This window comes from Streptomyces sp. DSM 116793, from assembly GCF_057320905.1.
The window spans coordinates 5,950,203-5,976,364 of the sequence record NZ_CM170494.1 but is presented as its reverse complement, the minus strand read 5'-3'; the positions used below and the strand labels follow the sequence as shown (position 1 = coordinate 5,976,364).

Sequence of the window (26,162 nt, the reverse complement as noted above, 5' to 3'; positions counted from 1 at the left end):
CGTCTGCCGGCCACCTGGCCCAGGGGGCTCCACCGGCCCCGGGGGGCTGCTGCCGGGTCCGGTGGGGGTGCCTCCACGCCCTCGAAGCGTGGGGGGCCGGTGGGGGTTGCGCGCGCCCACGCGAGGGAGCCGCATACCGATCCGGCCCCGCGCCCCTTTCGGAGCAGGCCCGCCGGCCAGCGGGCCCCTTCCGATCCACCCGCAGCCCCGTCCGGAGCAGCCCCGCGTCCCTTCCGGGGCGCGCAGTCCGGCCGCAGACGCCCCACGTGCCCCGGACTCCTACGGGCCGAGGACTGCATGGAAGGACTGCCCAGGGGGGACTGCCTGAACTGCCTGGACTGCCTGGATTACCTGGACCGCCTGGACTGCCTAGGAGGACGTGCCCTCAGCGCCGCCGGAAGCCGGCGTCGCGGCCGTCCGGGCCCCCGTGGCGAGGGCCGCGGCCTCGGCGCGCAGATCGCGGCGGAGCTCCTTGGGGAGGGAGAACGTGATCGATTCCTCGGCGGCCTTGACGATCTCCACGTCCTCGTAGCCCCGGGCCGCCAGCCACTCCAGCACGCCCTCGACGAGCACCTCGGGCACGGAGGCGCCGGAGGTGACGCCGACCGTGCCGACGCCCTCCAGCCAGGCCTCGTCGATCTCCTCGGCGAAGTCCACCAGGTGCGCGTCGCGTGCGCCGGCGAGCTTGGCGACCTCCACGAGCCGCTTGGAGTTGGAGGAGTTCCGCGAGCCGACCACGATGACCAGGTCGGCCTCGGCGCCCATCCGCTTGACGGCCATCTGGCGGTTCTGGGTGGCGTAGCAGATGTCGTCGCTGGGCGGCGAGACGAGCTGCGGGAAGCGCTCCTTGAGGGCGTCGACCGTCTCCATCGTCTCGTCCACGGAGAGCGTGGTCTGGGAGAGCCAGACGACCCTGGAGGGGTCGCGGACCTCCACGTTGGCGACGTCCTCGGGACCGTCGACCAGGGTGATGTGGTCGGGGGCCTCGCCGGAGGTGCCGATGACCTCCTCGTGGCCCTCGTGACCGATCAGGAGGATGTCGAAGTCCTCCTTCGCGTACCGCACGGCCTCCTTGTGCACCTTGGTGACCAGCGGGCAGGTCGCGTCGATGGTGGCGAGCCTGCGCTCGGCGGCCTCCTCATGGACGACCGGCGCCACACCGTGCGCGGAGAACATCACGATCGACCCCTCGGGCACCTCCGCCGTCCGCTCGACGAAGATCGCGCCCTTTCTCTCCAGGGTCTGCACGACGTGCTTGTTGTGGACGATCTCGTGGCGGACGTAGATCGGGGCCCCGTACTGCTCCAGGGCCTTCTCGACGGCGATCACGGCACGGTCCACGCCCGCGCAGTAGCCACGGGGGGCGGCGAGCAGGACGCGGCGGGCTGACGAAGCGGTCATGGCCACCATCGTAAGGGCGGGCCCCCGCCCTCACGGGTCCCCGGGGGGTGCGTCGCCCCCGGTGCGCCCCTCCGGGGCGCCCCGGCAGGGCGCCCCGGCAGGGGGCCGCGCCCCCGGCTCGGCTCGGCCCGGTGGCCCCGTGCCCCGGTGGCCCGACGGCCCGGCCACGACAGGGGCGCCCCTGGGGCCGGTGGTGAACAGACGGCCATCGCTGTGGCTGGTCGCGCAGCTCCCCTCTCTCTTCCTCTTCCCGAGCACCCCGGCACAAGGCCACCCCGGAAGGAGCATCTCCGAGACAGTGCGCGCCCCCGAAGGCGTCGGGAACCACGCGAGCCACCAGGCACCCATCCGCAGCCCCGGCACGACGCGAGCCACCAGGCACCCACCCGCAGCCCGGCGCGACCGGAAACCGCTCCCTCGGAAGGGTGATGGCCCAGGGCGGATCGCACAGTCCCCGCGCGCCCTGTGGAGGGCACACCCCCGACGTCCGGCGGCCCGGCACAGTCCGTACGGCGGGGACTGTCAGCCCCTGCCGATACGCTCGGGCGCATGGCTGTGAACACGTCCGCGGACGCCCCCCTGCCCGTCGGCCAGGTGTCGCGGCTCATCGGCGGGTGGATCGACCGGCTGGGCGCCATCTGGGTGGAGGGGCAGATCACCCAGCTCTCCCGGCGGCCCGGCGCGGGCGTCGTCTTCATGACCCTGCGTGACCCGTCGTACGACGTCTCCGTCAGCGTCACCTGCTACCGGACGGTGTTCGACGCGATCGCCGACGTCGTCTGCGAGGGCGCCCGCGTCGTCGTACACGCCAAGCCGGAGTGGTACGCGCCGCGCGGCCAGCTCTCCCTGCGGGCCACGGAGATACGGCCCGTGGGCGTGGGCGAGTTGCTGGCGCGTCTGGAGATGCTGAAGAAGTCGTTGGCGCGCGAGGGCCTCTTCGCGCCCGAGCGCAAGAAGCCGCTGCCCTTCCTGCCGCAGCTCATCGGCCTGGTCTGCGGCCGCGCCTCGGCCGCAGAGCGCGACGTCCTGGAGAACGCCCGGCACCGCTGGCCCGCCGTCCGCTTCGAGGTGCGCAACGTCGCCGTGCAGGGGGTGCACGCGGTGCCGCAGGTGGTGCAGGCCGTCAAGGAGCTGGACGCGCTTGACGAGGTCGACGTGATCATCGTCGCGCGGGGCGGCGGCAGCGTGGAGGACCTGCTGCCGTTCTCCGACGAGCAGCTCGTCAGAGCGGTCGCCGCGTGCCGTACGCCGGTGGTCTCGGCGATCGGCCACGAGCCCGACAACCCCCTGCTCGACCACGTCGCCGACCTGCGCGCCTCCACGCCCACGGACGCCGCGAAGAAGGTGGTGCCGGACGTGGGCGAGGAGTACGAGCGGGTGCGCTGGCTGTGCGACCGCGCCCGGCGCTGTGTGACGGCCCTGCTGGAGCGCGAGGAACGCGGCCTGGCCCATGCGCTCGCCCGGCCCTCGATGCAGCATCCGCACCGCATGGTGGACGAGCGCGAGCAGCAGGTCGACGCGCTGACCGACCGCGTCCGCCGCACCCTCGGCCACCTGCTGGACCGCGCGGACTCCGAGCTGATGCACACCCACGCGCGCGTGGTCGCCCTCTCCCCCGCCGCGACCCTCAGGCGCGGCTACGCGGTGCTCCAGAAGGCCGACGGCCACGTGGTGCGGACGCCCGGCGAGGTGGCGCGGGACGAGGAGTTGCGCGCCCGGGTGGCCGCGGGCGAGTTCTCCGTCCGGGTGACGGCTGTGCCGGCCAGCTCCTCTGACGACGCGCACGACGCGGACGACGCGCACGACGGCGGTGCCGGCGTCCCGGACGCGTCCGATCCCCCGTCGCCGCACGCGCCGCATTCCGACGTCACTCCCGACTCTTAGGGTGGGCCCCATGACCAGCAGCACGGAAGCCGGCTCGGACGAAGCCGCCCTCGGTTACGAACAGGCGCGGGATGAGCTGATCGAGGTCGTCCGCCGCCTGGAGACGGGCGGCACCACCTTGGAGGAGTCGCTCGCCCTCTGGGAGCGCGGCGAGGAGCTCGCCAAGGTGTGCCGCCAGTGGCTGGCCGGCGCCCGCGCCCGGCTCGACGCGGCGCTCGCCGAGGGCGAGGAGCCGGACGTCACCCGGACGGAGGTCCGGGAGCCGGACGCCACCGGCACGGACGCCACCGGCCCAGACGCCTAGGCACGCCTGGGGCGCGCCCCAGGGACACATGAGCGCCCCGGCAGCGGCAGGGCGGGCTGTGACCTTGGGGCACCTCTGGGGAGGTGCCCCAAGCCGTTGGGACAGTGGGGGGAGCCCTCAAGGCAGCAGGGAAGGCTCCTCCGCCGCACGGGCGCGCGGACGCGCGCGCCATCGGTAGGCGATCGGCAGTCGGCGCTCGGCGGCCAGCGGTCAGCGGCCAGCGACCAGCAGTCAGCAGTCAGCAGTCAGCGACCAGCAGTCAGCGGCCAGGGAATCCCGACCCCGCGCATGCCGGAGATCCGGTCGGCCGCGCCCGCGGCAGAGGCAGCCCCGCGCGGCCGGTACCGAGAGCAGTCCCCTCAAGCCGACCTCTCGTCTCGGCTGATCGCGCAGTTCCCCGCCCCCCTGACAGGGCTGACAGGCCGTTCCCCCACCGTGAGCCCGCTCACAAGCCCGACTTTAATTGAAATGTCAACTTCACCCTCGTAGACTCGCAGTCGATCACCACCCCACCGAGCAACCAGAGGCCCGCACGATGACCCTCCCCCTCGACCCCGCCGCCCAGGACCTGCTGTTCCGTGAGGCGCGCACCGCACGGACCTTCACCGCGGAGCCGGTGAGCGACGAGCAGGTCAGGGCGATATACGACCTGGTGAAGTACGGCCCGACGGCCTTCAACCAGTCGCCCCTGCGCATCACGCTGATCCGCAGCAAGGAGGCCCGCGAGCGGCTGCTGCCGCACCTCGCCGAGGGCAACCGCCCGAAGAGCGCCCAGGCCCCGCTGGTCGCCATCCTCTCCGCGGACAACGAGTTCCACGACGAGCTGCCCCAGCTCCAGCCGCACAACCCGGCGCTCAAGGACGCGTTCGCCGAACGCACGGTCCGGGAGCAGAACGCCGGCCTCAACGCCGCGCTCCAGGCCGCCTACTTCCTCATCGGCGTCCGTGCCGCCGGGCTCGCCGCGGGCCCGATGACCGGGTTCGACCCCGCGGGCGTCCAGAAGGAGTTCCTTGACGAGGACCACACCCCGCTGATGATCGTCAACATCGGCAGGCCCGGCGAGGGCGCCTTTCAGGAGCGGCTTCCGCGGCTCGACTACGAGCAGGTCGTCACCGTCCTCTGATCCCGGACGACGACTGCGGACGATCGCCGTCCGGCCCCGGTGGCGCTTCCGACCCCTGGTGGCGCTTCCGACCCCCGGTGGCGTCCCCGGCCCCCGGTGACCTCTCCGGCTCGCCCGGCCGGTGGACCGGCCGCATGACGTCTTTGGCCTCGCCCGTCCGGGCTCGGACGGACGGGACCGGGGCCCGGCCCACCGGCGGGGCGGGCCGGCCCCTCAGGACGTCCTCAACGCCTCCGCCATCTTCGTGAGCTGCGCGAACGACGCCGTGCCCGTGACGACGGTCGTGGCGGACTTGTCCCGGTGGACCAGGGCGTCGTAGTGGTCGCCCTGGTAGCGCTGCCAGACGCGGTCCCCTATGCGCTGCGTCGCCGCGGTCTTCCTGGCCCCCTGGCTGGCACCGGAGATGAACGGCCCCGGCTCCTGGGTGGACTGCTCGACGGCGACGTACTGTCCGGCCGGGTCCTGGAAGCCCAGGTGCCAGGAGTTGTACATGTCGCCCTGGAAGCGCACGGACGTGGCCATCCACGACCTGGGCAGGCCCTTGGGCGCCGCGACCGGATAGGGCGCCGCACGGCGCGCCGTCAGCAGCTCGACGCTGTAGTCGACGCGCCTGACGGGGCTCTTCGAGTCGTCGTGCGGGACGAAGACGTATATGACACCTGCGACGAGGGCGACGACGCCCAGCGACAGCAGCATGTCCCGCACCTTCTGCTTGCCTTGCCTGCCTGCCACGCCCCCATCGTCGCAGGCGCCCGCACGCGCCTTGCGACCGCCCCGCCGGGCAGCGACACACGGACCGGGGCACCCCGCCGGGACACCCGGTCGGTTGTGACCACGCCCACACCCTCCGTATGCGCTCATGCGTGGTCGGCCCTGCTCATTGTGCTGGGACAACGGTTATTGTCGGAGACAACCCTCGTCCGGCCCCGGCCGTATCAGGAAGGTGCGTTTCGATGACCGAGCACCATCTCCCCTCCGAACTCGAGGTCTCACCGGAGGCCCCCGACCGCAACCTGGCCCTGGAACTCGTCCGTGTCACCGAGGCCGCCGCCATGGCCGCGGGCCGCTGGGTGGGCCGGGGCGAGAAGAACGGCGCGGACGGCGCCGCCGTCCGGGCCATGCGCACCCTTGTCTCCACCGTCTCGATGAACGGCGTGGTCGTCATCGGCGAGGGGGAGAAGGACGAGGCGCCGATGCTCTTCAACGGAGAGCGGGTGGGCGACGGCACCGGCGCGGAGTGCGACATCGCCGTGGACCCGATCGACGGCACCACCCTCACGGCGAAGGGCATGCCGAACGCGATCGCGGTGCTGGCGGCCGCCGACCGGGGCACCATGTTCGACCCGTCCGCCGTCTTCTACATGGACAAGCTGGCCACCGGGCCGGAAGCCGCGGACTACGTGGACATCGACGCCCCGGTGGCCGTGAACATCCGTCGCGTGGCCAAGGCGAAACGGTCCTCCCCGGAGGACGTCACCGTCGTCATCCTGGACCGGCCGCGGCACGAGGGGCTGATCAAGGAGGTCCGGGAGACCGGGGCGCGCATCAAGCTGATCTCCGACGGCGATGTCGCGGGCTCCATCCTCGCCGTGCGCGAGGAGAGCAGCGTGGACCTGCTGCTGGGCATCGGAGGCACCCCGGAGGGCATCATCTCCGCCTGCGCCATCAAGTGCCTGGGCGGCACCATCCAGGGCAAGCTATGGCCCAAAGATGACGAGGAGCGGCAGCGCGCCATCGACGCGGGGCACGATCTCGACCGCGTGCTGGACACCGACGACCTGGTCTCCGGCGACAACGTCTTCTTCGTCGCGACCGGCATCACCGACGGCGAACTGCTGCGCGGGGTGCGCTACCGCGCCGAGACGGCGATGACCTCGTCGCTGGTCATGCGGTCGAAGTCCGGCACCATCCGGCAGATCGACTCCACCCACCGGCTGGCGAAGCTGCGGGCGTACAGCACCATCGACTTCGACCGTGCGAAGTAGGTCCTGGGGACGTGGCCCCGGGGGAGGCCGGGGGCGTGGGCCCGGGGGAAGTAGGCCCCGGGCGCTCCGGATGAAGCGGGCCCGGCGCAGCGCAGATCCCCACGCGCATCCCCACGCACAGCGAGCCCCGGCCGGCCGCCGGGGCTCACGAGGCCGGGCACCAGGGCCCTTCGGGCTGCCGGGCCCCCCGGGAGACCGGGCGGCCCGGTGCTACCCCGCCGCCGCTATGGGGCCGGCCGCATGGGCCTTCTTGAGCTCCAGGTCGCGCCTGCGGCGCCGGGCGAGCACCACACGCCGCTCCGCCGCCGTCAGCCCGCCCCACACCCCGTACGGCTCCGGCTGGAGCAGGGCGTGCTCGCGGCACTCCACCATGACCGGGCAGCGGGCACAGACCCGTTTCGCGGCCTCCTCACGGGAGAGCCTGGCCGCGGTGGGCTCCTTCGACGGGGCGAAGAAGAGGCCGGCCTCGTCGCGCCGGCATACCGCCTCCGTGTGCCAGGGGGCGTCCTGATCCCGTTCTCCCGCGGGCACCCGCCGGGTGGGGACGGCAGCGATCTGCAGGGACTGACGCGGCGGTTGCAGCACGGTCTACTCCTGACGACGGCTTCGCTGGGGGCCCCTCCCACGTCCTTGAGGCAGTGGGGGAGAGCGACGATGCAGCAAGGCCTACCCGCTGTGCGCGCGCCTAAGCACTGAGTTCCTATGCACGCGTGTTCTCAGCCAGCCGGAAACCGGTCATGAGCAGGGCTTCGGGCGCGCCGGGTCAGTGATCCAGATACTTGCGGAGCTTGTGCTGGAGATCGCGTACCAGACGGCCGCGCTTGGGCTTCGCCTCGATGTTGCCGAGCACCGCCATCCCGTCCACGAAGACCACCGGGGCGTCGGGGTCCGTGGAGTCGAGGGTGTCGACCTCGAAGTTGCCGAGGACGCCGCCGCCGGTGCCGCGCAGCGAGATGTTCTCCGGGACGCGGATCTCGACGTTGCCGAAGACCGAGACGGCCTTGATGACCACCTGGGGGTACTCGAATATCGCCTCACTGAGGTCGATCTCGACATTGCCGAAGATCGCGTACGCGTGCGTCCTGCGGCCGACGCGCCAACGGCCCCTGCGGGACGAGCTGCTGAGCACGGCGACGAGGTTGTCGTCCGCGACCGGCGGTATCGCGCCGGCTGTGGGGCGGGACGGGGCGGAGGCGGGGGCCTGGGGCGGGCGCCGCTCATAGGCACCGGCACCGCCCTGCGGGAGGTCCGCCACGAGGGGCTCCAGGTCGCCGACGGTCTTGGCGCGGTAGACACCCTCGACGCGCTCGGCGTGCTCATCGGCCGTGAGGCGGCCCTCGGCGAGCGCCTCGCGCAGGATGTCGGCCACGCGGTCGCGGTCGGCGTCGGACGCGCGGAGCCCCACGGAGGGCTGGGCCTGCGCCGTCCGTGCGGCGGTCTCCGGGTGCTGAGGGCGCTTTTCGAGGTCCACGGAGGCAGCCTACCGAAACGCGATAGATCGCGACTACCCCCTGTGGACAAGTCGGTCCGTGCGGACAAGTCCGCCCGCCGCACTCGGCGCCCGCGTCGCACCCGATGCACCCGACGCACCCGACGCGCCCCTCCGCCCCCGCCCCCGTCCCCGTCCCCCTCACCGGGCGCCCGTCGCGCCTGCCGCACGGGCCCGTCACCCCGGTCGCACCCGACAGCGGTCCAGGCCGGGGGCCGCGGCCGGGCCCCGGCACGCCGTCCCGGCACACCCGCGCACCCGCGCGCCCGCACCACCAGCACCACGCCAGCACCACCCGCGCGCCCGCACCACCAGCACCACGCCAGCACCACCCGCACCACCCGCGCCTGACCGCCTCCGCGCCGCCCCTGAACCGCCCCTGAACCGCCTCTGCACCGCCTCTGCACCGCCGTGACGCGCACCACGCACAGCGGGCGGACGCGCCGGGATTACGCTTGTTGCGCGCTGCCGGCGGGGTGGTGTCGTGTCTGTCGAGTGAGGAATGGGCGCAATGCCAGAGTTTCAGTACTCCGATCTGCTTCCTACCGGGGAGGACACCACCCCGTACCGGCTGGTGACCGCCGAGGGCGTCAGCACCTTCGAGGCCGGGGGACGGACCTTCCTGAAGGTCGAACCGGAGGCACTGCGCGCGCTCGCCGAAGAGGCCGTCCATGACATCCAGCACTACCTGCGCCCCGCCCACCTGGCGCAGCTCCGCCGCATCGTCGACGACCCCGAGGCCTCCGCGAACGACAAGTTCGTGGCGCTCGACCTCCTGAAGAACGCGAACATCGCCGCCGCCGGCGTGCTGCCGATGTGTCAGGACACCGGCACCGCCATCGTCATGGGCAAGCGCGGACAGCACGTGCTCACCGAGGGCGAGGACGAGAAGGCCCTCTCACGGGGCATCTACGACGCCTACACCAAGCTCAATCTGCGGTACTCCCAGATGGCCCCGCTGACCATGTGGGAGGAGAAGAACACCGGCTCCAACCTCCCCGCCCAGATCGAGCTGTACGCGACCGACGGCGGCGCCTACAAGTTCCTCTTCATGGCGAAGGGCGGCGGCAGCGCCAACAAGTCGTTCCTGTACCAGGAGACGAAGGCGGTCCTGAACGAGACCGCCATGATGAAGTTCCTGGAGGAGAAGATCCGCTCCCTGGGCACCGCCGCCTGCCCGCCCTACCACCTGGCGATCGTCGTCGGCGGCACCTCCGCCGAGTACGCCCTGAAGACCGCGAAGTACGCCTCCGCGCACTACCTGGACGAGCTGCCCGCCGAGGGCTCCGAGCTGGGCCACGGCTTCCGGGACAAGGACCTGGAGGAGAAGGTCTTCGAGCTGACGCAGAAGATCGGCATCGGGGCGCAGTTCGGCGGCAAGTACTTCTGCCACGACGTGCGCGTCGTGCGGCTCCCGCGGCACGGCGCGTCCTGCCCGGTCGCCATCGCGGTCTCCTGCTCGGCCGACCGCCAGGCCCTGGCGAAGATCACCGCGGAGGGCGTCTTCCTGGAGCAGCTGGAGACCGACCCGGCACGCTTCCTGCCGGAGACCACCGACGAGCATCTGGACGAGTCCGCGGACGTCGTCAGGATCGACCTCAACCGCCCCATGGACGAGATCCTCGCCGAGCTCACCAAGTACCCCGTCAAGACCCGCCTGTCGCTGACCGGCCCCCTGGTGGTGGCCCGCGACATCGCCCACGCCAAGATCAAGGAGCGCCTGGACGCCGGCGAGGACATGCCGCAGTACCTCAAGGACCACCCCGTGTACTACGCGGGCCCCGCGAAGACCCCCGAGGGCTACGCGTCGGGCTCCTTCGGGCCGACGACCGCCGGGCGCATGGACTCCTACGTGGCGCAGTTCCAGGCGGCCGGCGGCTCCAAGGTGATGCTCGCCAAGGGCAACCGCTCCGGCCAGGTCACCGCCGCCTGCAAGGAGCACGGCGGCTTCTACCTCGGCTCCATCGGCGGCCCCGCCGCACGCCTCGCCCAGGACTGCATCAAGAAGGTCGAGGTCGTCGAGTACGAGGAGCTCGGCATGGAGGCCGTCTGGAAGATCGAGGTCGAGGACTTCCCGGCGTTCATCGTGGTCGACGACAAGGGCAACGACTTCTTCGCCGACCCCGCCCCCAGCCCCACCTTCACCACCATCCCGGTCCGCGGCCCCGGCCAGGGCTGACCACGGCGACCGGCCCCTCGCACACCCTCCCCGGTTCCTCCACCGGGGAGGGTGTTCCCTCGTTCGGCGTACGTCACCGGCCGGCGGGAACACGGGACGCGCGCCGGACGCTTAACGGAAGGGAGGTACGAACGATGGCAAGTGAGAAGGCGACCAACAGCGACTCCGGTCAGCCGGCGGAGTACCGCACGGAGCACGACTCCATGGGCGAGGTGCAGGTCCCCGCGCACGCGAAGTGGCGCGCCCAGACCCAGCGCGCGGTGCAGAACTTCCCGGTCTCCGGACAGCGCATCGAGCGCGCCCACATCGAGGCCCTGGCCCACATCAAGAGCGCAGCCGCCAAGGTCAACGCCCAGCTGGGCGTCATCGACGAGGACATGGCCCGCGCCATCCGGGAAGCCGCCGCCGAAGTGGCAGAGGGCCGCTGGGACGACCACTTCCCGGTCGACGTCTTCCAGACCGGCTCCGGCACCTCGAGCAACATGAACACCAACGAGGTCCTCGCCACCCTCGCCACCGAGCGCCTCGGCCGCCCCGTCCACCCGAACGACCACGTCAACGCCTCACAGAGTTCCAACGACGTCTTCCCGTCCAGCATCCACATCGCCGCCACCGCCGCCGTCACCCACGACCTCGTCCCCGCCCTGGAGCACCTGGCGGCCGCCCTGGAGCGCAAGGCGGACGAGTTCAAGGAGGTCGTGAAGTCCGGCCGCACCCACCTCATGGACGCCACCCCCGTCACCCTCGGGCAGGAGTTCGGCGGCTACGCGGCACAGATCAGGCACGGCGTGGAGCGGCTGCGCGCCTCCCTCCCCCGCCTCGCGGAACTCCCCCTGGGCGGCACCGCGGTCGGCACCGGCATCAACACCCCGCCCGGCTTCGCCGCCGCCGTCATCACCGAGGTCGCCCGGCAGACGGACCTGCCGCTGACGGAGGCCCGGGACCACTTCGAGGCCCAGGGCGCCCGGGACGGGCTCGTGGAGACCTCCGGCCAGCTCAGGACGGTCGCCGTCTCCCTCACCAAGATCTCCAACGACCTCCGGTGGATGGCCTCGGGCCCCCGCACCGGCCTCGCCGAGATCAGCCTCCCCGACCTCCAGCCCGGCTCCTCGATCATGCCCGGCAAGGTCAATCCCGTGATCCCCGAAGCGGTCCTCCAGGTGGCCGCCCAGGTCACGGGGAACGACACCACCATCGCCACGGCCGGCGCCGCGGGGAACTTCGAGCTGAACGTCATGCTCCCCGTGATCGCCAAGAACCTCCTGGAGTCCATCCGGCTGCTCGCCAACGTCACCCGCCTCCTCGCGGACCGCACCGTCGACGGCATCACGGCCCACACCGAGCGGGCCCGCGAGTACGCCGAGTCGTCCCCGTCCGTGGTGACACCGTTGAACAAGTACATCGGCTACGAGGAAGCCGCCAAGGTCGCCAAGAAGGCCCTCGCCGAGCGGAAGACCATACGCGAGGCCGTCCTCGAATCCGGCTACGTGGAACGGGGCCTCCTGACCCGGGAACAGCTCGACGAAGCGCTGGACGTCCTGCGGATGACCCACCCCTAGCGTCCGTCTCCCGGATACCCCGGACGCCCCAGGGCAGCCCCGGGCAGAAGCGGCGGGGGCATGGTACGGAGAGCGCGCGGTACCGCGCGCGGCTCTGCCGCAACCGGCCGCACACGGCCGGACGGGCACCGCGCGCGGCCCTCCTCACCAGGTGACCCGCCCCGAGGCGGTGTCAGAGGGCGCCACTAATATCTGTCCATGGCAGAGGAATCAGCGCACGGCACGGTCAACGGCTCCCCACCCCCGCCCACGGCCACCCCCGGCGCCGAAACCCCGGCCACCGGCCCCACCACCACTGCCGGGACGCCCACACGCCGCTGGCCCCGCGGCAGCCACATCCTGTGGCGCTACCGGGAGAACGGCGGCTCCCACCTGCACATCTGCCGCCCCGTCACCGTCGTCCAGGACACCGCGGACCTGCTCGCCGTCTGGGTGGCCCCCGGCACACCCTGCGTCAAACCCGTCCTCGCCGACGGCACACCCATCCACGCCGAGCCGCTGACCTCCCGTTACACCAAGCCGCGGACAGTGATCCGCGACCACTGGACCGGCACCGGCCTGCTCAAACTCGCCCGGCCCGGCCGTCCCTGGTCGGTCTGGCTGTTCTGGGAACCCGGCTGGCGCTTCAAGAACTGGTACGTCAACCTCGAAGAACCCCTGACCCGCTGGTCCGGCGGCGTGGACTCCGAAGACCACTTCCTCGACATCAGCGTCCACCCCGACCGCAGCTGGCGGTGGCTCGACGAGGACGAGTTCGCGCAGGCCCAGAGCGCCGGGCTGATGGACCCGGCCAAGGCGAGATCGGTACGGCAGGCCGGCTGGGCCGCCGTCGAGGCGATCACCGCGTGGGACCCGCCGTTCTCCGAGAGCTGGCCCGACTGGCGTCCCGACCCGCAGTGGACGATCCCGTCGCTCCCGGACGACTGGGACCGCACCCCCACACCCCGGTCCCCACATCAGTCGCCATGAGACCCTTGATGTGCCCCCGTGGTTCAAACGTAGGATCGTCCCCCGCAAGGGTGCACAGCGGCAACTTCTCCTGTTTGCACCAGGCCTGACACGACGTCATCGAGGAGCGGCAGTAAACGTGAACGGTAGCGAGGCTTGCCTGGCCTACGGGGTCGCGGTGGCGGACCGTACCGACCAGGTGACGGCCTTCGACGCCATCGGGGCGCGCTACGAGCAAGCCTTTCCGAACAGGGAAGGCCAGATCGCGGCGGGCGCCCGGCTGGCGGCCGGGCTGCCTCCCGGCTCCCGCGTTCTCGATGTCGGCGTCGGCACCGGCCGGCCCACCGCACGCCAGCTCGTGGACGCGGGACACTCGGTCGTCGGCATCGATTTATCGACGGTGATGCTGGGGCTGGCCAGAAAGAACGTGCCGGAAGCCGAGCTGCTCCACCGCGACCTGCTCGCCCTGACTCCCGGGGGGCGCCGGGGTCTTGGCCTCTTCGACGGCCTGACCTGCTTCTTCACCATGCTGATGCTGTCCCGCAGCGAGATCCACCAGGCACTGCGGCTGTTCCACAGAATGCTGCGGCCCGGTGGCCTGTTTGCCCTCGCCATGGTGGAGGCCGACCTGGACGACGCCGAGATTCCGTTCCTGGGCCACATAATCCGGGTATCGGGATTCCTGCGGGACGAATTGCGCCAGGTCGTGCACGATGCGGGTTTCGAGATCGCCGGGGAGGCCGCGTTCGCGTACAGCCCGGCGAGTACCGACGCACCACCCGAGCACCAGCTGTTCCTCAACTGCCGACGCGCCTGATCCACGCGTGACGCACCCTGGTGACGCATGGACGGCGCGCGCGGCGCGCAGCCCCGGACGGACGGATTCGACACGCGTGACGGAGCACACCACCTCCCACGAGGACCGACAGCCCAGCGCTGTCCGGCCACCCGACCCCGCGGACCCACGCGGGGCGCTGCTGCGTACCCCGGAGGCACCCGAGCCCGCAGCCGCCCTCGCGGCCCACGGCCGGCCGGGCGATCCCGCGCACACCGGCGCCATACCCCCCGGCGCCCAGGACAGAGCCGCCGGCGGCCGCCAGGACCAGGCCACCGGCCGGCACGACAGAGCCGGCGCGACCGGCGCACCCGGCACCGGCGGCAGCAGTGAGCACGCCCAGCCGACCACGGACCAGTCGTCCCCGGACCAGCCGGATGCCCACCGGCCGCGCCCCGCGCACCCCGGAGCCATGACCCCCACGCCCGCCCAGCACCCCGTCTCAGCGGAATCCCTCCCGGCCGGACCCGGCATCCCCGGACCCGGCGCAGGGGGCGCGTCCATCGCGAGCGTGCCCGCGCAGATCCCCTCGCACGCCGCGGGGCAGGCCGCACTCCAGCGGGACGGCGACCGGCTCCGGTTCGTGGGCGCCGCGACCCGCCGTATCGCGCGCGGCATGGACCTCGACGAGATCGTGATGGGCCTGTGCCGGGCCACCGTGCCCACGTTCGCCGACGCGATCCTGGTCTACCTGCGCGACCCGCTGCCCGTCGGCGACGAGCGGCCCACGGGGCCCGTGGTGCTCCGGCTGCGCCGCACCGACCGCCTGCGGATGATCGAGGACGGCACCGAGGAGCAGGAGAGCGAGGGCAGCCCGCTGTCCCCCGCCCTCCAGCCCCAGCTGGTGCCCACCCAGCCGGACCTGGCGGCCACCACCGAGCTGTGCGAGGTGGAGCCCGGCGGCGCGCTCGCCGAGGTGCTGCGCGGCGTGCGCCCGGTCTTCGCCGACTCCCCCGCGGCCCTCGCCGCGCTGCCCGAGCTCCTCGGCTCCCGGTCCGTGCCGGGCGGCCGGCGCGCGATACTCGCCCCGCTCCGGGGCCGGCGCCGGGTGATCGGCGCGGCGATCTTCCTGCGCGGGCCCGAGCGTCCCGCCTTCGAGAGCGAGGACCTGCTGGTCGCGGCGCAGCTCGCCACGCACAGCGCGCTCGGTATCGACAAGGCCGTGCTGTACGGCCGCGAGGCGTACATCGCCGACGAGTTGCAGCGGACCATGCTCCCCGAGACGCTGCCGCGGCCCACCGGCGTCAGGCTCGCCTCCCGCTACCTGCCCGCCGCCGAGACGGCCCGGGTCGGCGGCGACTGGTACGACGCCATCCCGCTGCCCGGCAGCCGGGTCGCCCTCGTCGTCGGCGACGTCATGGGGCACTCGATGACCTCCGCGGCGATCATGGGCCAGCTGCGCACCACCGCCCAGACCCTGGCCGGCCTCGACCTGCCGCCCCAGGAGGTGCTGCACCACCTGGACGAGCAGGCCCAGCGGCTGGGCTCCGACCGCATGGCCACCTGCCTGTACGCCGTCTACGACCCCGTCTCGCACCGCATCACCATCGCCAACGCCGGCCATCCGCCGCCCGTGCTGCTGCACCTCGGCGGCCGGGCCGAGGTGCTGCGGGTGCCGCCGGGTGCGCCGATCGGCGTCGGCGGCGTCGACTTCGAGGCCGTCGAGCTGGACGCGCCCGCGGGCGCCACGCTCCTGCTGTACACCGACGGGCTGGTGGAGTCCCGGCTGCGGGACGTGTGGACGGGCATCGAGCAGCTGCGGGAGCGGCTCGCCGCCACCGCCCGGCTGACCGGTCCCGACCATCCGCCGCCGCTCGAGGCGCTCTGCGAGGAGATCCTCGACATGCTCGGCCCCGGCGACCGCGACGACGACATCGCCCTGCTCGCCGCCCGCTTCGACGGGATCGCGCCCAGCGACGTGGCCTACTGGTTCCTGGAGCCGGAGGACGCGACGCCCGGCCGGGCCCGTCGGCTGGTGCGCAGCGCGCTGGCCCGCTGGGACCTGGACGACCTCACCGACGCCGTGGAGCTGCTGGTCAGCGAGGTCGTCACCAACGCCGTCCGGTACGCGTCCCGGCCGGTGACCCTGCGGCTGCTGCGCACCGATGTGCTGCGCTGCGAGGTCGGCGACGATGTGCCGCAGTTGCCGCGGCTGCGGCAGGCCCGCGCCACCGATGAGGGCGGGCGCGGGCTGTACCTCGTCAACAAGCTGGCGCGGCGGTGGGGGGCGACGCGGCTCAGCACCGGCAAGGTTGTGTGGTTCGAGGTGCCGCGGACGGGACCCACGGGCCCCGGGTGAGCCGAGTGTCCGGGTGAGCCGGGTGTCCGGGTGAGCCGGGTGTCCGGGTGAGCCGGGTGTCCCGGTGGCCCGGAGGCGCGGTGACCCGGAGGCGCGGGGGCGGCCAGTTGTGCGCCCCCGCCCGGGCTGTTGGGCCCGTGAGCGTCGGCCGGTGGGCCGTGACGTCGGGAGCTGCCCCTTACGGCCGGTGGCCATGTGACGGCTCGTCGTGGCTTGTCGCGCAGTTCCCCGCGCCCCTTCAAGACGGGGCTGCGCCCCGAAACACGGCGGCACGAACTGCCCCCTGCCGAGCATGACTACCTAACAGCCCGCCGTGGCCCCTCGCGCAGTCCCCCGCGCCGCTTCGAGGCGCGGGGGTGCGCCTTCTGTGTCGGTCAGTCCTGGCGCCAAGACACGGTCGGCCGTTCGGATGTGTGTGCGTGAATCTTGTTCATGTGTGGAAACAGCCGCGAGCCGATCTTCGGGCGATCGTGCGCCCTGGACGGGGCCTGGCCCCCGTATGTCACCAGGTGAATCGCGGTCGCCGATGGGTCCGGCGCGCGCTCCGGCGGTCGGGGCACCGTAAATGACGGAGTCCGGGCGGTGTTCCGTCACAGGAATCTGGGTCATTGATATGGACACGCCAGAAGTGGCGGCCGTACCGTGGCGATTGGACCGGACCAAACCGGACCGGCGTTGCCCTCCCCTGACTCGCCTCCACCAGGAGCGAGCGAGAAGCAGAGGAAGTGAGACATGCCGAACACGTACCGAGTGGTCGCCGGGCTCTCGGCGGCCTGCGGATTACTGCTGGCCCTGCCCACCGCCGCGCAGGCCGAGGTGGAGCCGGGCGGCTGGACCTCCGAGTCGCCCTCCTTCACCGTCCAGGAGCGCGGATGCGGCCAGGTCGACAACCTGACGTTCACGCTGACCTGTTCCACCGCGAGCGGTGACCAGCGCGCCGAGCGCCGGTACGCCACGTACACCGGCGGCACCCACCAGTTCGAGGGGTACTTCAAGGTCACCAGCATGGGCGGCACCCGGATCAGCCTCAAGCAGACCTTCAACGACACCGAGGGCGACGAGGGGCCGTTCTTCATGCTGGCCGTCGAGCGCGGTGGCCGGCTCTACTCCGTGGAGGGCGGGGACACGCTGTCGACCGCTGGCACCGTCGGCGCGACGGTGCGCGTCAACACCGTGCATGAGGTGGGCAGGGAACACCGGACCTACATCAACGGATCGCTGAAGCACACGGACGCCAGCCCCGGCGACAGCTTCTACGACAAGTTCGGCGCGTACCGCACCGGCAGTGGCAACGGACCGGCCACGGTGGTGTGGAGCAACGTGAAGTTCTGGCGGAAATGACCGGCGTGATCCGCGCCCTGGCGGCGGCGGTCCTCGTCGCCGCCGGTGTGGCCGCCTGTTCGTCCACCGCTCCGGCACAGCACGCCACCGCGCCCCACCCGGCCCCGGCCGGCGGCGGCACCAGGCTCACCGCCTCGCTGGTCTCGCCGGTCGACGCCGTGCTGACGTTCAAGGGCGAGGAGCCCGGCGCCGCGGGCCGCATCGTGGAGTTCGCGACGGACCCGAAGGGGCCCTGGACGATCCTCGACTACCTGCCGCCGAGCCGGACCACGTACAAGCACCCCGACCTCATGCCGCACACGCCCTTCTACTACCGGGTGCGCCCGTACTACGGCCCCGCGTCCCGGCCGGTCGAGGTCGACCTGCCGAAGGGCGGCTTCTCCGCGAAGGACCAGAAGACGGACCACGAGTGGGCGCCTCCCCGGACGCTCCGGGGCGGACCGGTGGCGACCGCCTCCATCAGGTCGGCGTCCTCCGCGCGCACCGCCGCTCCGGCCGGCCTGGAGGCGACGGTCATGCACGCCAACGGCATCAGGTTCACCTGGACGGACCATGCCGAGGACGAGGAGGGCTACCTGCTGGAGGACAGGCCGCGCGGCCGGCGCGACTTCCGGCCCGTCGCCGTCCTCGACCGCGACATCAACTCCTTCGGCCTGATCACCCTGCCCGACGAGAAGCGGGCCGCCTACCGGGTCCGCGCCTTCTACTACGGAGAGCGGTCCAACGTCGTGCGCCTGCGGACCGGCGCTGCGCCCGGCGACGGCCCGGACGACGGCCGGTAGCGCTCAGCCGGCGCCCAGCCTGTCCAGTCCCTGGCTGCCCGGGAAGGGGCTGACGCTGGGCGGCGGCGAGGTGCCGGGTGCGCTCGGCGGCGGGCTGCTGGGCGGCGGCGCCGACGAGGTGGGCGGCGCGCTGTCCGTGGGCGGGGGCGGCGCCGAGGGGGTGTCCGACGGCGGCGCCGAGGGGGTGTCCGACGGGCTCTGGCCGGTCGCGCTGCTGGACGGGTCCGGGGGCGGCGCGATGCCGTCGCCCAGGTCGGTGACCAGGTCGAACTTGCTGGGCGCGCCCATGGCCTTGAAGGTGTAGGCGGCCCAGATACGGGCCGGGAAGCTGGCGCCGTCGACGCGCGGCAGCCCGCCCGCGCCCGCCATGGAGACGTGCTGGCCCTGCCGGATCAGCTTGCCGTCGCTGTCCTTGTGGGTCGTGGCCGCCTCGCCGAACAGGCCGACGGAGGTCACCATCTTCGGTGTGTAGCCGGTGAACCACGCGGACTTGTTCTCGTCGGACGTACCGGTCTTGCCGGCCACGGCCTGCTCGGGGTTGCGCACCGCGGAGCCCGTGCCGTCGTTGACCACGCCGGTCAGCACGGAGGTGACGGCGTCCGCCGCCTGGCGGCTGATGGCCTGGCCGCCGATGGCCTCGGGGAGGTCGATCGGGGCGCCCTGGTGACTGGCGGACTTCACGATCTGCGGGGTCACCTTGCGGCCGTGGTTGTCCAGGGTGGCGTAGATGCCGGCCATCTCCATAGGGCTCGCGCTCATCGAGCCGAGGGTCTGCGCCGGCACCACCGGCAGGCCCTTGACGTCCATGCCGAGATCGCCCGCGGTCTTCATCACCTCGTCCATGCCGACGTCGATGCCCATCTGTGCGAAGACCGCGTTGACGGACTTGTTCATGGCCTTCTGCACGGTGATCGGGCCGTAGGACACGCCGTCCTCGTTCGGCGGCGCGAAGGGGATGTCGCTGCCCCTGACGGGGCGGCGGCTGGTGCCGTCGTAGATGGTGTCCGCCGTGATGGGACGGCCGTCCTGGGTCCTGGCGTGCCGGTCGAAGGCCGCGGCGAGGATCACCGGCTTGAAGGTGGAGGCCGGCTGGTAGTCCCTGCGGGTGGCGTTCGACGTCCAGTGCTCGGTCAGGCCACGGCCGCCGTACAGCGCCACCACGTGGCCGTTGCGCGGGTCGACCGAGACGGCGCCGGCCTGTACGTCGCCGTCGACCCTGCGGGTCTTCGGGTGGAGCTGGTCGTTCAGCTTGGTCTGGACGGCGTCCTCGAGCTGCTGCTCCTTCTTCCTGTCGACGGTGAGCGTGATCGTCCAGCCGCCCGCCTCGAACTCGGCGTCGGTGAGGTGCTCGTCCCGCATCACCTCGGCCTTGGCGGCCTGCACGAGGTAGCCCTCCTGGCCCTTCAGCCCGGCCGCCGGCCTGGGCGTGTGCGGCACGGGGAACTTCATGGCCCGCCGCGCCCCGGCGTCCAGCCAGTGCTCCTCGACCATGTTGTCCAGGACGTAGTTCCAGCGCTGCTTGGCCAGCCGCTTGCCCGTGTCCGAGGCGATCGCCCAGTCGTACTCGTTCGGGGCCTGGAGCAGCGCCGCGAGGTAGGCGCCCTGGGCGACGGTGAGGTTCTTGGCGTCCGTGCCGTAGTACGCCTGCGCGGCGGCCTGGATGCCGTAGGCGCCACGGCCGTAGTAGCTGGTGTTGATGTAGCCGGCGAGGATGTCGTCCTTGGACCTCTGGCGGTCCACCTTGAGCGAGATGACCAGTTCCTTGAGCTTCCGGCTGACGGTCTGCTCCTGGCTCAGGTAGTAGTTCTTGACGTACTGCTGGGTGATCGTCGAGCCGCCCTGCTTGCCCTTGCCGGTCAGGGTGTTGAACAGGCCGCGGGCGGTGCCCCTGAGGTCGATGCCCTGGTCCTTGTAGAACGTCTTGTTCTCGGCGGCGACGAACGTCCGCTGCACGCCCTTGGGCACCTCGGAGAGGTCGACGATCTCGCGGTTGACCTTGCCGGTGCGGGCCAGGACGGTGCCGTCGCTGTACTTGTAGACGTTGCTCTGGAGCTTGGCCTGGGCGTTGCCCTGGGGGACGTCGACGGTCATGTACAGCACGATGAAGGCACCCATGCCGAGCAGGCACACCGCGAAGAACGCGCCCAGGAGCTTCTTCCAGGTGAACAAGCGGCGTATCCCTCCCGCCCCACGCTCCGCCGAGCGCCTGGGCGCTGCACGGCGTGCGCCTCCGCGCTGCCGCGCTCGTCTCGCTTCCGCTCGTCCCATGGGTGCGTTGGCTCCGCTTCGTTTCGCTCTGTCCGTCGGTCGGGCGCCGGGTCGGCTCTGCAAACTAGCACCACGCGTCGGGACAAACACCTGCCGATCCGGTCTTTCCGGACGTGACAATCAGCACCTGTCCCGACGGGAACCCGCAACGGTCTCCACCGGAATCGACGAGTGAGGGGTGCCGAAGGTTGCCGGCCACGGTTATTGTGATAACACTTTGCTAGCGTGCGGTAAGCGCGCGTGAGCGGTGGCACACGCGGTCGCGCATGCGGCGGCGCATGCCCCGGCACCGAGGGAACTGGGGGTTCTCATGTCTGCATCCGGCAGTGGATCCGGCACGTCCGGCGGGGGTTCTGCGGGCGGCGCCTCGTCCGGTGGGGGTTCGGTCGGCGGTACCGCGCACGGCGGGGCCCCGGAGGGCGGCGCGGTTCCGGAAGGCGTGCCCGAGATGCCCCGGCCGCGGGTGCGGGAGTTCGCGGCGCACAGCATCGGCGGCGGGCTCGCCCTGCTGTTCGGCCTGGTGGGACTGCTGGCGGGCGCGGCCCTGATCGCGCTCGGCGCCGCGGCCGCCGCGGGCGGCGGGCGGGCGGCGCTGATCATCCTCGGCATCGTCGTGATCCTCGGCTCCGTCCTCGCCATGAACGGACTGAACATGGTGGCGCCGGGCGAGGCCCGGGTCGTCCAGCTCTTCGGGCGCTACCGCGGCACCATCCGCAAGGACGGCCTGCGCTGGGTGAACCCGCTCACCTCACGCACCAGGATCTCCACCCGGGTCCGCAACCACGAGACCCCGGTCCTCAAGGTCAACGACGCCTACGGCAACCCGATCGAGCTGGCCGCGGTGGTCGTCTGGCGGGTGGAGGACACCGCACAGGCCACGTTCGAGGTCGACGACTTCCAGGAGTTCGTCTCCACCCAGACCGAGGCCGCCGTGCGGCACATCGCCATCGAGTACCCCTACGACGCCCATGACGAGGCCGGCCTGTCGCTGCGCGGCAACGCGGAGGAGATCACGCACAAGCTCGCCATGGAGCTGCACGCGCGCATCGAGGCCGCCGGGGTGCAGATCATCGAGTCCCGCTTCACCCACCTCGCCTACGCGCCGGAGATCGCCTCGGCCATGCTGCAGCGCCAGCAGGCCGGCGCGGTGGTCGCGGCCCGCCGGCAGATCGTGGACGGCGCGGTCGGCATGGTGGAGGCCGCGATCAGCCGGATCACCGAGCAGGACATCGTCGAGCTGGACCAAGAGCGCAAGGCGGCGATGGTGTCGAACCTGATGGTCGTGCTCTGCGGCGACCGCGCCGCCCAGCCGGTGCTGAACACGGGCACGCTCTACCAGTGAGCCCGGCGGACGACGAGGGGGCGGCGGCCGGACACCCGGACGCCGCGGGCAGGGACTCCGTTCCCGGCACGGACACGGGCGCGTTCCCGAGCGGAAGCGCCTGCACGGGCACGGACGGGAGGGCAGACGCGGGCGGAGGCGCGGGCACGGGCGAAGACGCGGGCACGGGCGGAGGCGCCGGCGCGGGCGGAGGCACCGGCGCGGACCCCGAAGCGGGCGCGGACCCCGGCGGAAGCGCCGGCGCCGGGGCACCCGTGCCCGACGGCCGCCGGCAGGCGCGGAAGCAAGTACTGCTGCGCCTGGACCCGCTGGTCTACGAGGCACTGGCCCGCTGGGCCGGCGAGGAGCTGCGCAGCACCAACGCCCAGATCGAGTTCCTGCTGCGCCGGGCGCTCGCCGAGGCGGGACGGCTGCCCCGCGGCGCACGCCCCATCCCCCGGCGGGGCCGGCCACGGCAGTCGGACCCGGGCCCGCAGGACACCTGACCGCGGACCCGCACCCAGGCCCAGCCGCCTCCGTGCCCCGCGCCTCCCGCTCCACCGGCCACCCGAACCGAACCCCGCCACCGCGCCAACCCACACCACCGGCCGCCCACAGCCGCCGCACCCTCACACCCCCAGGCCACACGCACCCCCGGACCGCACCCCGCACCGACCGCACCCCGCACCCCGTACCCCGGGCCGCCCGGGGGCCGGGCATTCGCTCCCGCACGCCCCGCGCACCCCCACGACCGCTATACACGCGGCGTATACGTCATGTGTATAGTGGCGTCATGTCCATTGGTCACACTCTTCTTGGTCTGCTGGAGTCCGGGCCCCGGCACGGTTACGACCTGAAGCGCGCCTTCGACGAGAAGTTCGGGCACGACCGCCCCCTGCACTACGGGCAGGTCTACTCGACCATGTCCCGGCTGCTGAAGAACGGGCTCGTCGAGGTCGACGGGGTCGAGGCGGGCGGCGGTCCCGAGCGGAAGCGCTACGCGATCACCGAGGCCGGCATCACCGACGTCGAGCGCTGGCTCGCGACACCCGAGAAACCGGAGCCGTATCTCCAGTCCACCCTCTACACCAAGGTCGTCCTCGCCCTCCTCACCAGACGGGACGCGGCCGACATCCTCGACACCCAGCGCTCGGAACACCTGCGCATGATGCGCGCCCTCACCGAGCGCAAGCGCAAGGGCGACCTGGCGGACCAGCTCATCTGTGACCACGCCCTGTTCCACCTGGAGGCGGATCTGCGCTGGCTGGAGCTGACCGCCGCCCGTCTCGACAAGCTCGCCCAAGAGGTGCACTCATGACCGTCCCCGAGGGCTCCCTGCTCTCCGCCACCGACCTCCGCAAGTCCTACGGCCCCACCACCGCCCTGGACGGCGCCGAGTTCTCCATCCACCCGGGCGAGATCGTCGCCGTGATGGGCCCGTCGGGCTCCGGCAAGTCCACCCTGCTGCACTGCCTGGCCGGGATCGTCACCCCCGACTCGGGCAGCATCGTCTACAACGGCCGTGAGCTGTCCACGATGAGCGACACGGCACGCAGCGCGCTGCGCCGCACCGACTTCGGCTTCGTCTTCCAGTTCGGCCAGCTCGTGCCCGAGCTCACCTGCCTGGAGAACGTCGCCCTCCCCCTCCGGCTGAACGGCGCCGGCCGCAAGGAGGCGGAGCACACGGCCCAGGCCTGGATGCGGCGCCTGGAGGTCGACGACGTCGCCCGGCAGCGCCCCGGCGAGGTCTCCGGCGGCCAGGGCCAGCGGGTGGCGGTCGCCCGCTCGCTGGTCACGGGACCGCGGGTGCTCTTCGCCGACGAGCCGACGGGCGCGCTCGACTCGCTCAACGGCGAGCGGGTGATGGAGCTGCTGACCGAGGCGGCCAGGTCCGCAGGCGCGGCCGTGGTGCTCGTCACCCACGAGGCGCGGGTCGCCGCCTACTCGGACCGCGAGGTCGTGGTGCGCGACGGCAAGTCCCGGGACATGGAGCGGGTCGCATGAGCGCGCCCCCGCCCCGTTCCCGCACCCCTCAGGCCGCCGGTCCCGCCGGCGCGCCGGGCATGCCGGCCCCCGCCGGCGGCGCGGCCGGGCGGGGCGCCGGGCGGTCCTGGACGCGGGACTTCGCCCTGGGAGTGCGGTTCGCCGTCACGGGCGGCCGGGAGAGCTGGATGCGCACCCTGCTCACCGCCATCGGCGTGGGCCTCGGCGTGGCGCTGCTGCTGATCACGACGGCGTTCCCCAGCGCCTGGCAGCAGCGGCAGGAGCGCGAGCGCAGCCGTTTCGACACGTCGTTCAGTGCGAACGTCCTCCCGAAGGCCGACGACACCCTGCTGCTGGGCAACACGGACACCATCTACCACAGCCAGAACATCAGCGGGCGGCTGCTCCAGCCGGAGGGGCCGAAGGCGCCGCTACCGCCGGGGGTGGCGGCCTTCCCGCGGCCGGGTGACATGGTGGTCTCGCCGGCGCTCAAGAAGCTGCTGGCGTCCGACGATGGCGCGCTGCTCCGCGAGCGGCTGCCGTACCGGATCACCGGCACCATCGCCGACCGGGGCCTCATCGGCCCCAGTGAGCTCGCATACTACGCCGGCACGCGCGCCCTCCACCTCGACGCCGACCAGTGGCAGGTGAAGCGGATCAACCACTTCGGGCACGAGGGCCGCACCGAGAAGCTGGATCCGGTGCTCATGCTCCTGGTGCTGATGGTCTTCATCGTGCTGCTGATGCCGGTCGGCGTCTTCATCGCCACGGCCGTGCGCTTCGGAGGCGAGCGGCGCGACCGGAGGCTGGCGGCGTTGCGCCTGGTCGGCGCCGACGGCCGGATGACCCGCCGGATAGCGGCGGGCGAGGCGCTGGCCGGGGCCGCGCTGGGGCTGGGCCTCGGAGCGGTGTTCTTCCTGATCCTGCGCCAGCTGGCCGGCCGGATCACCCTCTTCGACGAGAGCGTCTTCCCGTCGGATCTCAACCCGTCGCCCGGCCTCACCCTGCTGGTGGCCCTCGCGGTGCCGGCGGCCGCGATCGCGGTGACCCTCTTCGCGCTGCGCAACGTGGTGATCGAGCCGCTCGGCGTCGTCCGTACCACCCGGCCGCCGCGGCGGCGCCTGTGGTGGCGGCTGCTGCTGCCGTTGTGCGGTCTCGCCCTGCTCTACCCGATGATCGGCCAGGGCAAGGACAACGGCACGTTCAACGAGGGGATGGTCATCGGCGGCACCGTCCTGCTGCTCGTCGGTGTCACGGCCCTGCTGCCCTGGGTGGTGGAGGCCGTGGTGAGCAGGCTCGGCAGGGGTGCGGTCTCCTGGCAGCTCGCCGTGCGCAGGCTCCAGTTGAGCAGCGGCACCGCGGCCCGGATGGTCAACGGCATCGGCGTCGCGGTGGCCGGGGCGATCGCGCTCCAGATGCTGTTCGCGGGCGTGCAGGGCGACTACACCCGCCAGACGGGCAACGACGTGTCCCGCGCCCAGATGACGGTCACCCTGCCGGACACCGTCCCGGTGGCGGCCACCGAGCGCGCCCTGCGGGCGACCCAAGGGGTGCGGCACATCACGCCGGTGGCCGAGGGAACCATGGCCGGCAAGGCCGAGCACCCCGACTCCTACGTCCACCTGAGCGTGGGGGACTGCTCCGCGCTCCGCGAGCTGGCCCAGGTGTCCACCTGCCACGACGGCGACGTCTTCGTCGTCACCGGCGCCCCGTACGACGCCGGCACCCAGAAGGGCGCCAAGCCAGGGCGGACGCTCTACGTGGACCCGTCGGACTCCGGCTCGAAGGGGAAGGAGGTCCCGTGGCGGCTGCCGGCGCACCTGAAGGCGGTCGCGAGCCGTGAGGACCCGACCGGGGCCGAGATGGGCGGTGTCCTGGCCACCCCGTCGGCGCTGCCGCACGCCGCGGCGTCCACCCTCGTCAACAAGGCCTACGTACGGCTCGACCCGTCCGACCCCGACGCACGGGACAGGGTGCGCAACGTCGCGGCGAAGGCCGATCCGCTGACCGACGTCTTCGTGCTCGCCGCCAGTGAGCGGTCCGGCCGCTTCGACTCGATCCGTACCGGTCTGTTCATCGGCGCCACCTGCGTTCTGCTGCTGATCGGCGCCAGCCTGCTGGTGACCCAGCTCGAGCAGTTGCGGGAGCGGAAGAAGCTGCTGTCGGTGCTGGTGGCCTTCGGCACCCGGCGCCGCACCCTCAGCCTCTCGGTCCTCTGGCAGACCGCCGTCCCGATCGCCCTGGGCCTGCTGCTGGCCTCCCTGGTGGGCCTGACGCTGGGCGCGGTCCTGCTGAAGATGGTGGACGCCACGATCACCGTGGACTGGGTGAGCGTGGGCTCCATGACCGGCATCGGCGCGGCCGTCGTGCTCGCCGTGACGCTCCTGAGCCTGCCTCCGCTGCTGCGGATGATGCGGCCGGAGGGACTCCGTACGGAGTAGCAGGAGGTCCGGGGTGCCCG

Annotated in this window: 21 protein-coding genes; 16 read left to right on the top strand and 5 right to left on the bottom strand. The window is 72.3% G+C overall.

Going from position 1 to position 26,162, the window contains the following annotated elements:
• Positions 1 to 369 precede the first annotated feature (369 nt).
• On the bottom strand, positions 370 to 1,401 hold the full coding sequence (locus tag ACSMXW_RS23515) for a 4-hydroxy-3-methylbut-2-enyl diphosphate reductase (protein WP_485799125.1): 1,032 nt from the start codon (positions 1,399 to 1,401) through the stop codon (positions 370 to 372).
• A gap of 549 nt (positions 1,402 to 1,950) precedes the next feature.
• Between ACSMXW_RS23515 and xseA the strand changes: the two genes are divergently transcribed.
• The 3 genes from xseA (at position 1,951) to ACSMXW_RS23500 (ending at position 4,712) form a co-directional block, all read left to right on the top strand.
• Positions 1,951 to 3,285, top strand: a complete 1,335-nt coding sequence (gene xseA, locus ACSMXW_RS23510; RefSeq protein WP_485799123.1) for an exodeoxyribonuclease VII large subunit — start codon at positions 1,951 to 1,953, stop codon at positions 3,283 to 3,285.
• Between the two features lie 10 nt (positions 3,286 to 3,295).
• Positions 3,296 to 3,589 (top strand): exodeoxyribonuclease VII small subunit, encoded by a 294-nt coding sequence (locus tag ACSMXW_RS23505; protein WP_485799121.1) that lies wholly within the window; start codon positions 3,296 to 3,298, stop codon positions 3,587 to 3,589.
• A 535-nt stretch (positions 3,590 to 4,124) separates the two neighbouring features.
• Complete coding sequence (locus ACSMXW_RS23500; protein ID WP_485799119.1) at positions 4,125 to 4,712, top strand: malonic semialdehyde reductase; 588 nt, start codon at positions 4,125 to 4,127, stop codon at positions 4,710 to 4,712.
• A 213-nt stretch (positions 4,713 to 4,925) separates the two neighbouring features.
• Here ACSMXW_RS23500 and ACSMXW_RS23495 read toward each other — a convergent pair whose 3' ends face one another.
• Positions 4,926 to 5,444, bottom strand: a complete 519-nt coding sequence (locus tag ACSMXW_RS23495) for a DUF4245 domain-containing protein (protein ID WP_485799117.1) — start codon at positions 5,442 to 5,444, stop codon at positions 4,926 to 4,928.
• Between the two features lie 221 nt (positions 5,445 to 5,665).
• Here ACSMXW_RS23495 and glpX point away from each other — a divergent pair, with 221 nt between their 5' ends.
• Complete coding sequence (glpX, locus tag ACSMXW_RS23490) at positions 5,666 to 6,697, top strand: class II fructose-bisphosphatase (protein ID WP_485799115.1); 1,032 nt, start codon at positions 5,666 to 5,668, stop codon at positions 6,695 to 6,697.
• A gap of 210 nt (positions 6,698 to 6,907) precedes the next feature.
• Here the strand turns inward: glpX and ACSMXW_RS23485 are convergent, their stop codons facing one another.
• Both ACSMXW_RS23485 and ACSMXW_RS23480 read right to left on the bottom strand, forming a co-directional pair.
• Positions 6,908 to 7,282, bottom strand: a complete 375-nt coding sequence (locus tag ACSMXW_RS23485; RefSeq protein ID WP_485799113.1) for a WhiB family transcriptional regulator — start codon at positions 7,280 to 7,282, stop codon at positions 6,908 to 6,910.
• Positions 7,283 to 7,460: 178 nt separating this feature from the next.
• Complete coding sequence (locus tag ACSMXW_RS23480) at positions 7,461 to 8,168, bottom strand: DUF1707 SHOCT-like domain-containing protein (protein WP_485799111.1); 708 nt, start codon at positions 8,166 to 8,168, stop codon at positions 7,461 to 7,463.
• 529 nt (positions 8,169 to 8,697) lie between these two features.
• On the opposite strand from ACSMXW_RS23480, the gene ACSMXW_RS23475 reads away from it, so the two are divergent.
• From ACSMXW_RS23475 to ACSMXW_RS23445, 7 genes are all read left to right on the top strand, one after another.
• Positions 8,698 to 10,365 carry a fumarate hydratase gene (locus ACSMXW_RS23475; protein WP_485799109.1) on the top strand — a complete coding sequence of 556 codons (1,668 nt, stop codon included), beginning with the start codon at positions 8,698 to 8,700 and terminating at the stop codon, positions 10,363 to 10,365.
• Positions 10,366 to 10,499: 134 nt separating this feature from the next.
• The gene (locus ACSMXW_RS23470; RefSeq protein ID WP_485799107.1) at positions 10,500 to 11,924 is read left to right on the top strand and encodes a class II fumarate hydratase; all 1,425 of its coding nucleotides are present in this window, start codon (positions 10,500 to 10,502) and stop codon (positions 11,922 to 11,924) included.
• A 198-nt stretch (positions 11,925 to 12,122) separates the two neighbouring features.
• On the top strand, positions 12,123 to 12,893 hold the full coding sequence (gene fomD / locus ACSMXW_RS23465) for a cytidylyl-2-hydroxypropylphosphonate hydrolase (RefSeq protein WP_485799105.1): 771 nt from the start codon (positions 12,123 to 12,125) through the stop codon (positions 12,891 to 12,893).
• A 118-nt stretch (positions 12,894 to 13,011) separates the two neighbouring features.
• On the top strand, positions 13,012 to 13,689 hold the full coding sequence (locus tag ACSMXW_RS23460; RefSeq protein ID WP_485799102.1) for a class I SAM-dependent DNA methyltransferase: 678 nt from the start codon (positions 13,012 to 13,014) through the stop codon (positions 13,687 to 13,689).
• Positions 13,690 to 13,765: 76 nt separating this feature from the next.
• Positions 13,766 to 16,006 (top strand): ATP-binding SpoIIE family protein phosphatase, encoded by a 2,241-nt coding sequence (locus tag ACSMXW_RS23455; RefSeq protein ID WP_485799100.1) that lies wholly within the window; start codon positions 13,766 to 13,768, stop codon positions 16,004 to 16,006.
• A gap of 732 nt (positions 16,007 to 16,738) precedes the next feature.
• Entirely contained in the window at positions 16,739 to 17,347 is a 609-nt protein-coding gene (locus ACSMXW_RS23450) for a hypothetical protein (protein ID WP_485799098.1), read from the top strand.
• On the top strand, positions 17,344 to 18,129 hold the full coding sequence (locus ACSMXW_RS23445; protein WP_485799097.1) for a fibronectin type III domain-containing protein: 786 nt from the start codon (positions 17,344 to 17,346) through the stop codon (positions 18,127 to 18,129). Before ACSMXW_RS23450 ends, ACSMXW_RS23445 begins: the two co-directional genes overlap by 4 nt.
• 3 nt (positions 18,130 to 18,132) lie before the next feature.
• On the opposite strand, the gene ACSMXW_RS23440 is transcribed toward ACSMXW_RS23445, so the two are convergent.
• Positions 18,133 to 20,397, bottom strand: coding sequence for a transglycosylase domain-containing protein (locus ACSMXW_RS23440; RefSeq protein WP_485799096.1), 2,265 nt, complete (start codon positions 20,395 to 20,397; stop codon positions 18,133 to 18,135).
• A gap of 448 nt (positions 20,398 to 20,845) precedes the next feature.
• Between ACSMXW_RS23440 and ACSMXW_RS23435 the strand changes: the two genes are divergently transcribed.
• The 5 genes from ACSMXW_RS23435 (at position 20,846) to ACSMXW_RS23415 (ending at position 26,142) form a co-directional block, all read left to right on the top strand.
• Positions 20,846 to 21,739 carry an SPFH domain-containing protein gene (locus tag ACSMXW_RS23435; protein ID WP_485808249.1) on the top strand — a complete coding sequence of 298 codons (894 nt, stop codon included), beginning with the start codon at positions 20,846 to 20,848 and terminating at the stop codon, positions 21,737 to 21,739.
• 254 nt (positions 21,740 to 21,993) lie between these two features.
• Complete coding sequence (locus tag ACSMXW_RS23430; protein ID WP_485808247.1) at positions 21,994 to 22,224, top strand: type II toxin-antitoxin system antitoxin; 231 nt, start codon at positions 21,994 to 21,996, stop codon at positions 22,222 to 22,224.
• Between the two features lie 287 nt (positions 22,225 to 22,511).
• On the top strand, positions 22,512 to 23,036 hold the full coding sequence (locus ACSMXW_RS23425) for a PadR family transcriptional regulator (protein WP_485799094.1): 525 nt from the start codon (positions 22,512 to 22,514) through the stop codon (positions 23,034 to 23,036).
• Positions 23,033 to 23,722, top strand: a complete 690-nt coding sequence (locus ACSMXW_RS23420) for an ABC transporter ATP-binding protein (RefSeq protein ID WP_485799092.1) — start codon at positions 23,033 to 23,035, stop codon at positions 23,720 to 23,722. The genes ACSMXW_RS23425 and ACSMXW_RS23420 overlap by 4 nt, the downstream gene beginning before the upstream one ends.
• 59 nt (positions 23,723 to 23,781) lie before the next feature.
• Complete coding sequence (locus ACSMXW_RS23415; protein ID WP_485808246.1) at positions 23,782 to 26,142, top strand: ABC transporter permease; 2,361 nt, start codon at positions 23,782 to 23,784, stop codon at positions 26,140 to 26,142.
• Positions 26,143 to 26,162 lie beyond the last annotated feature (20 nt).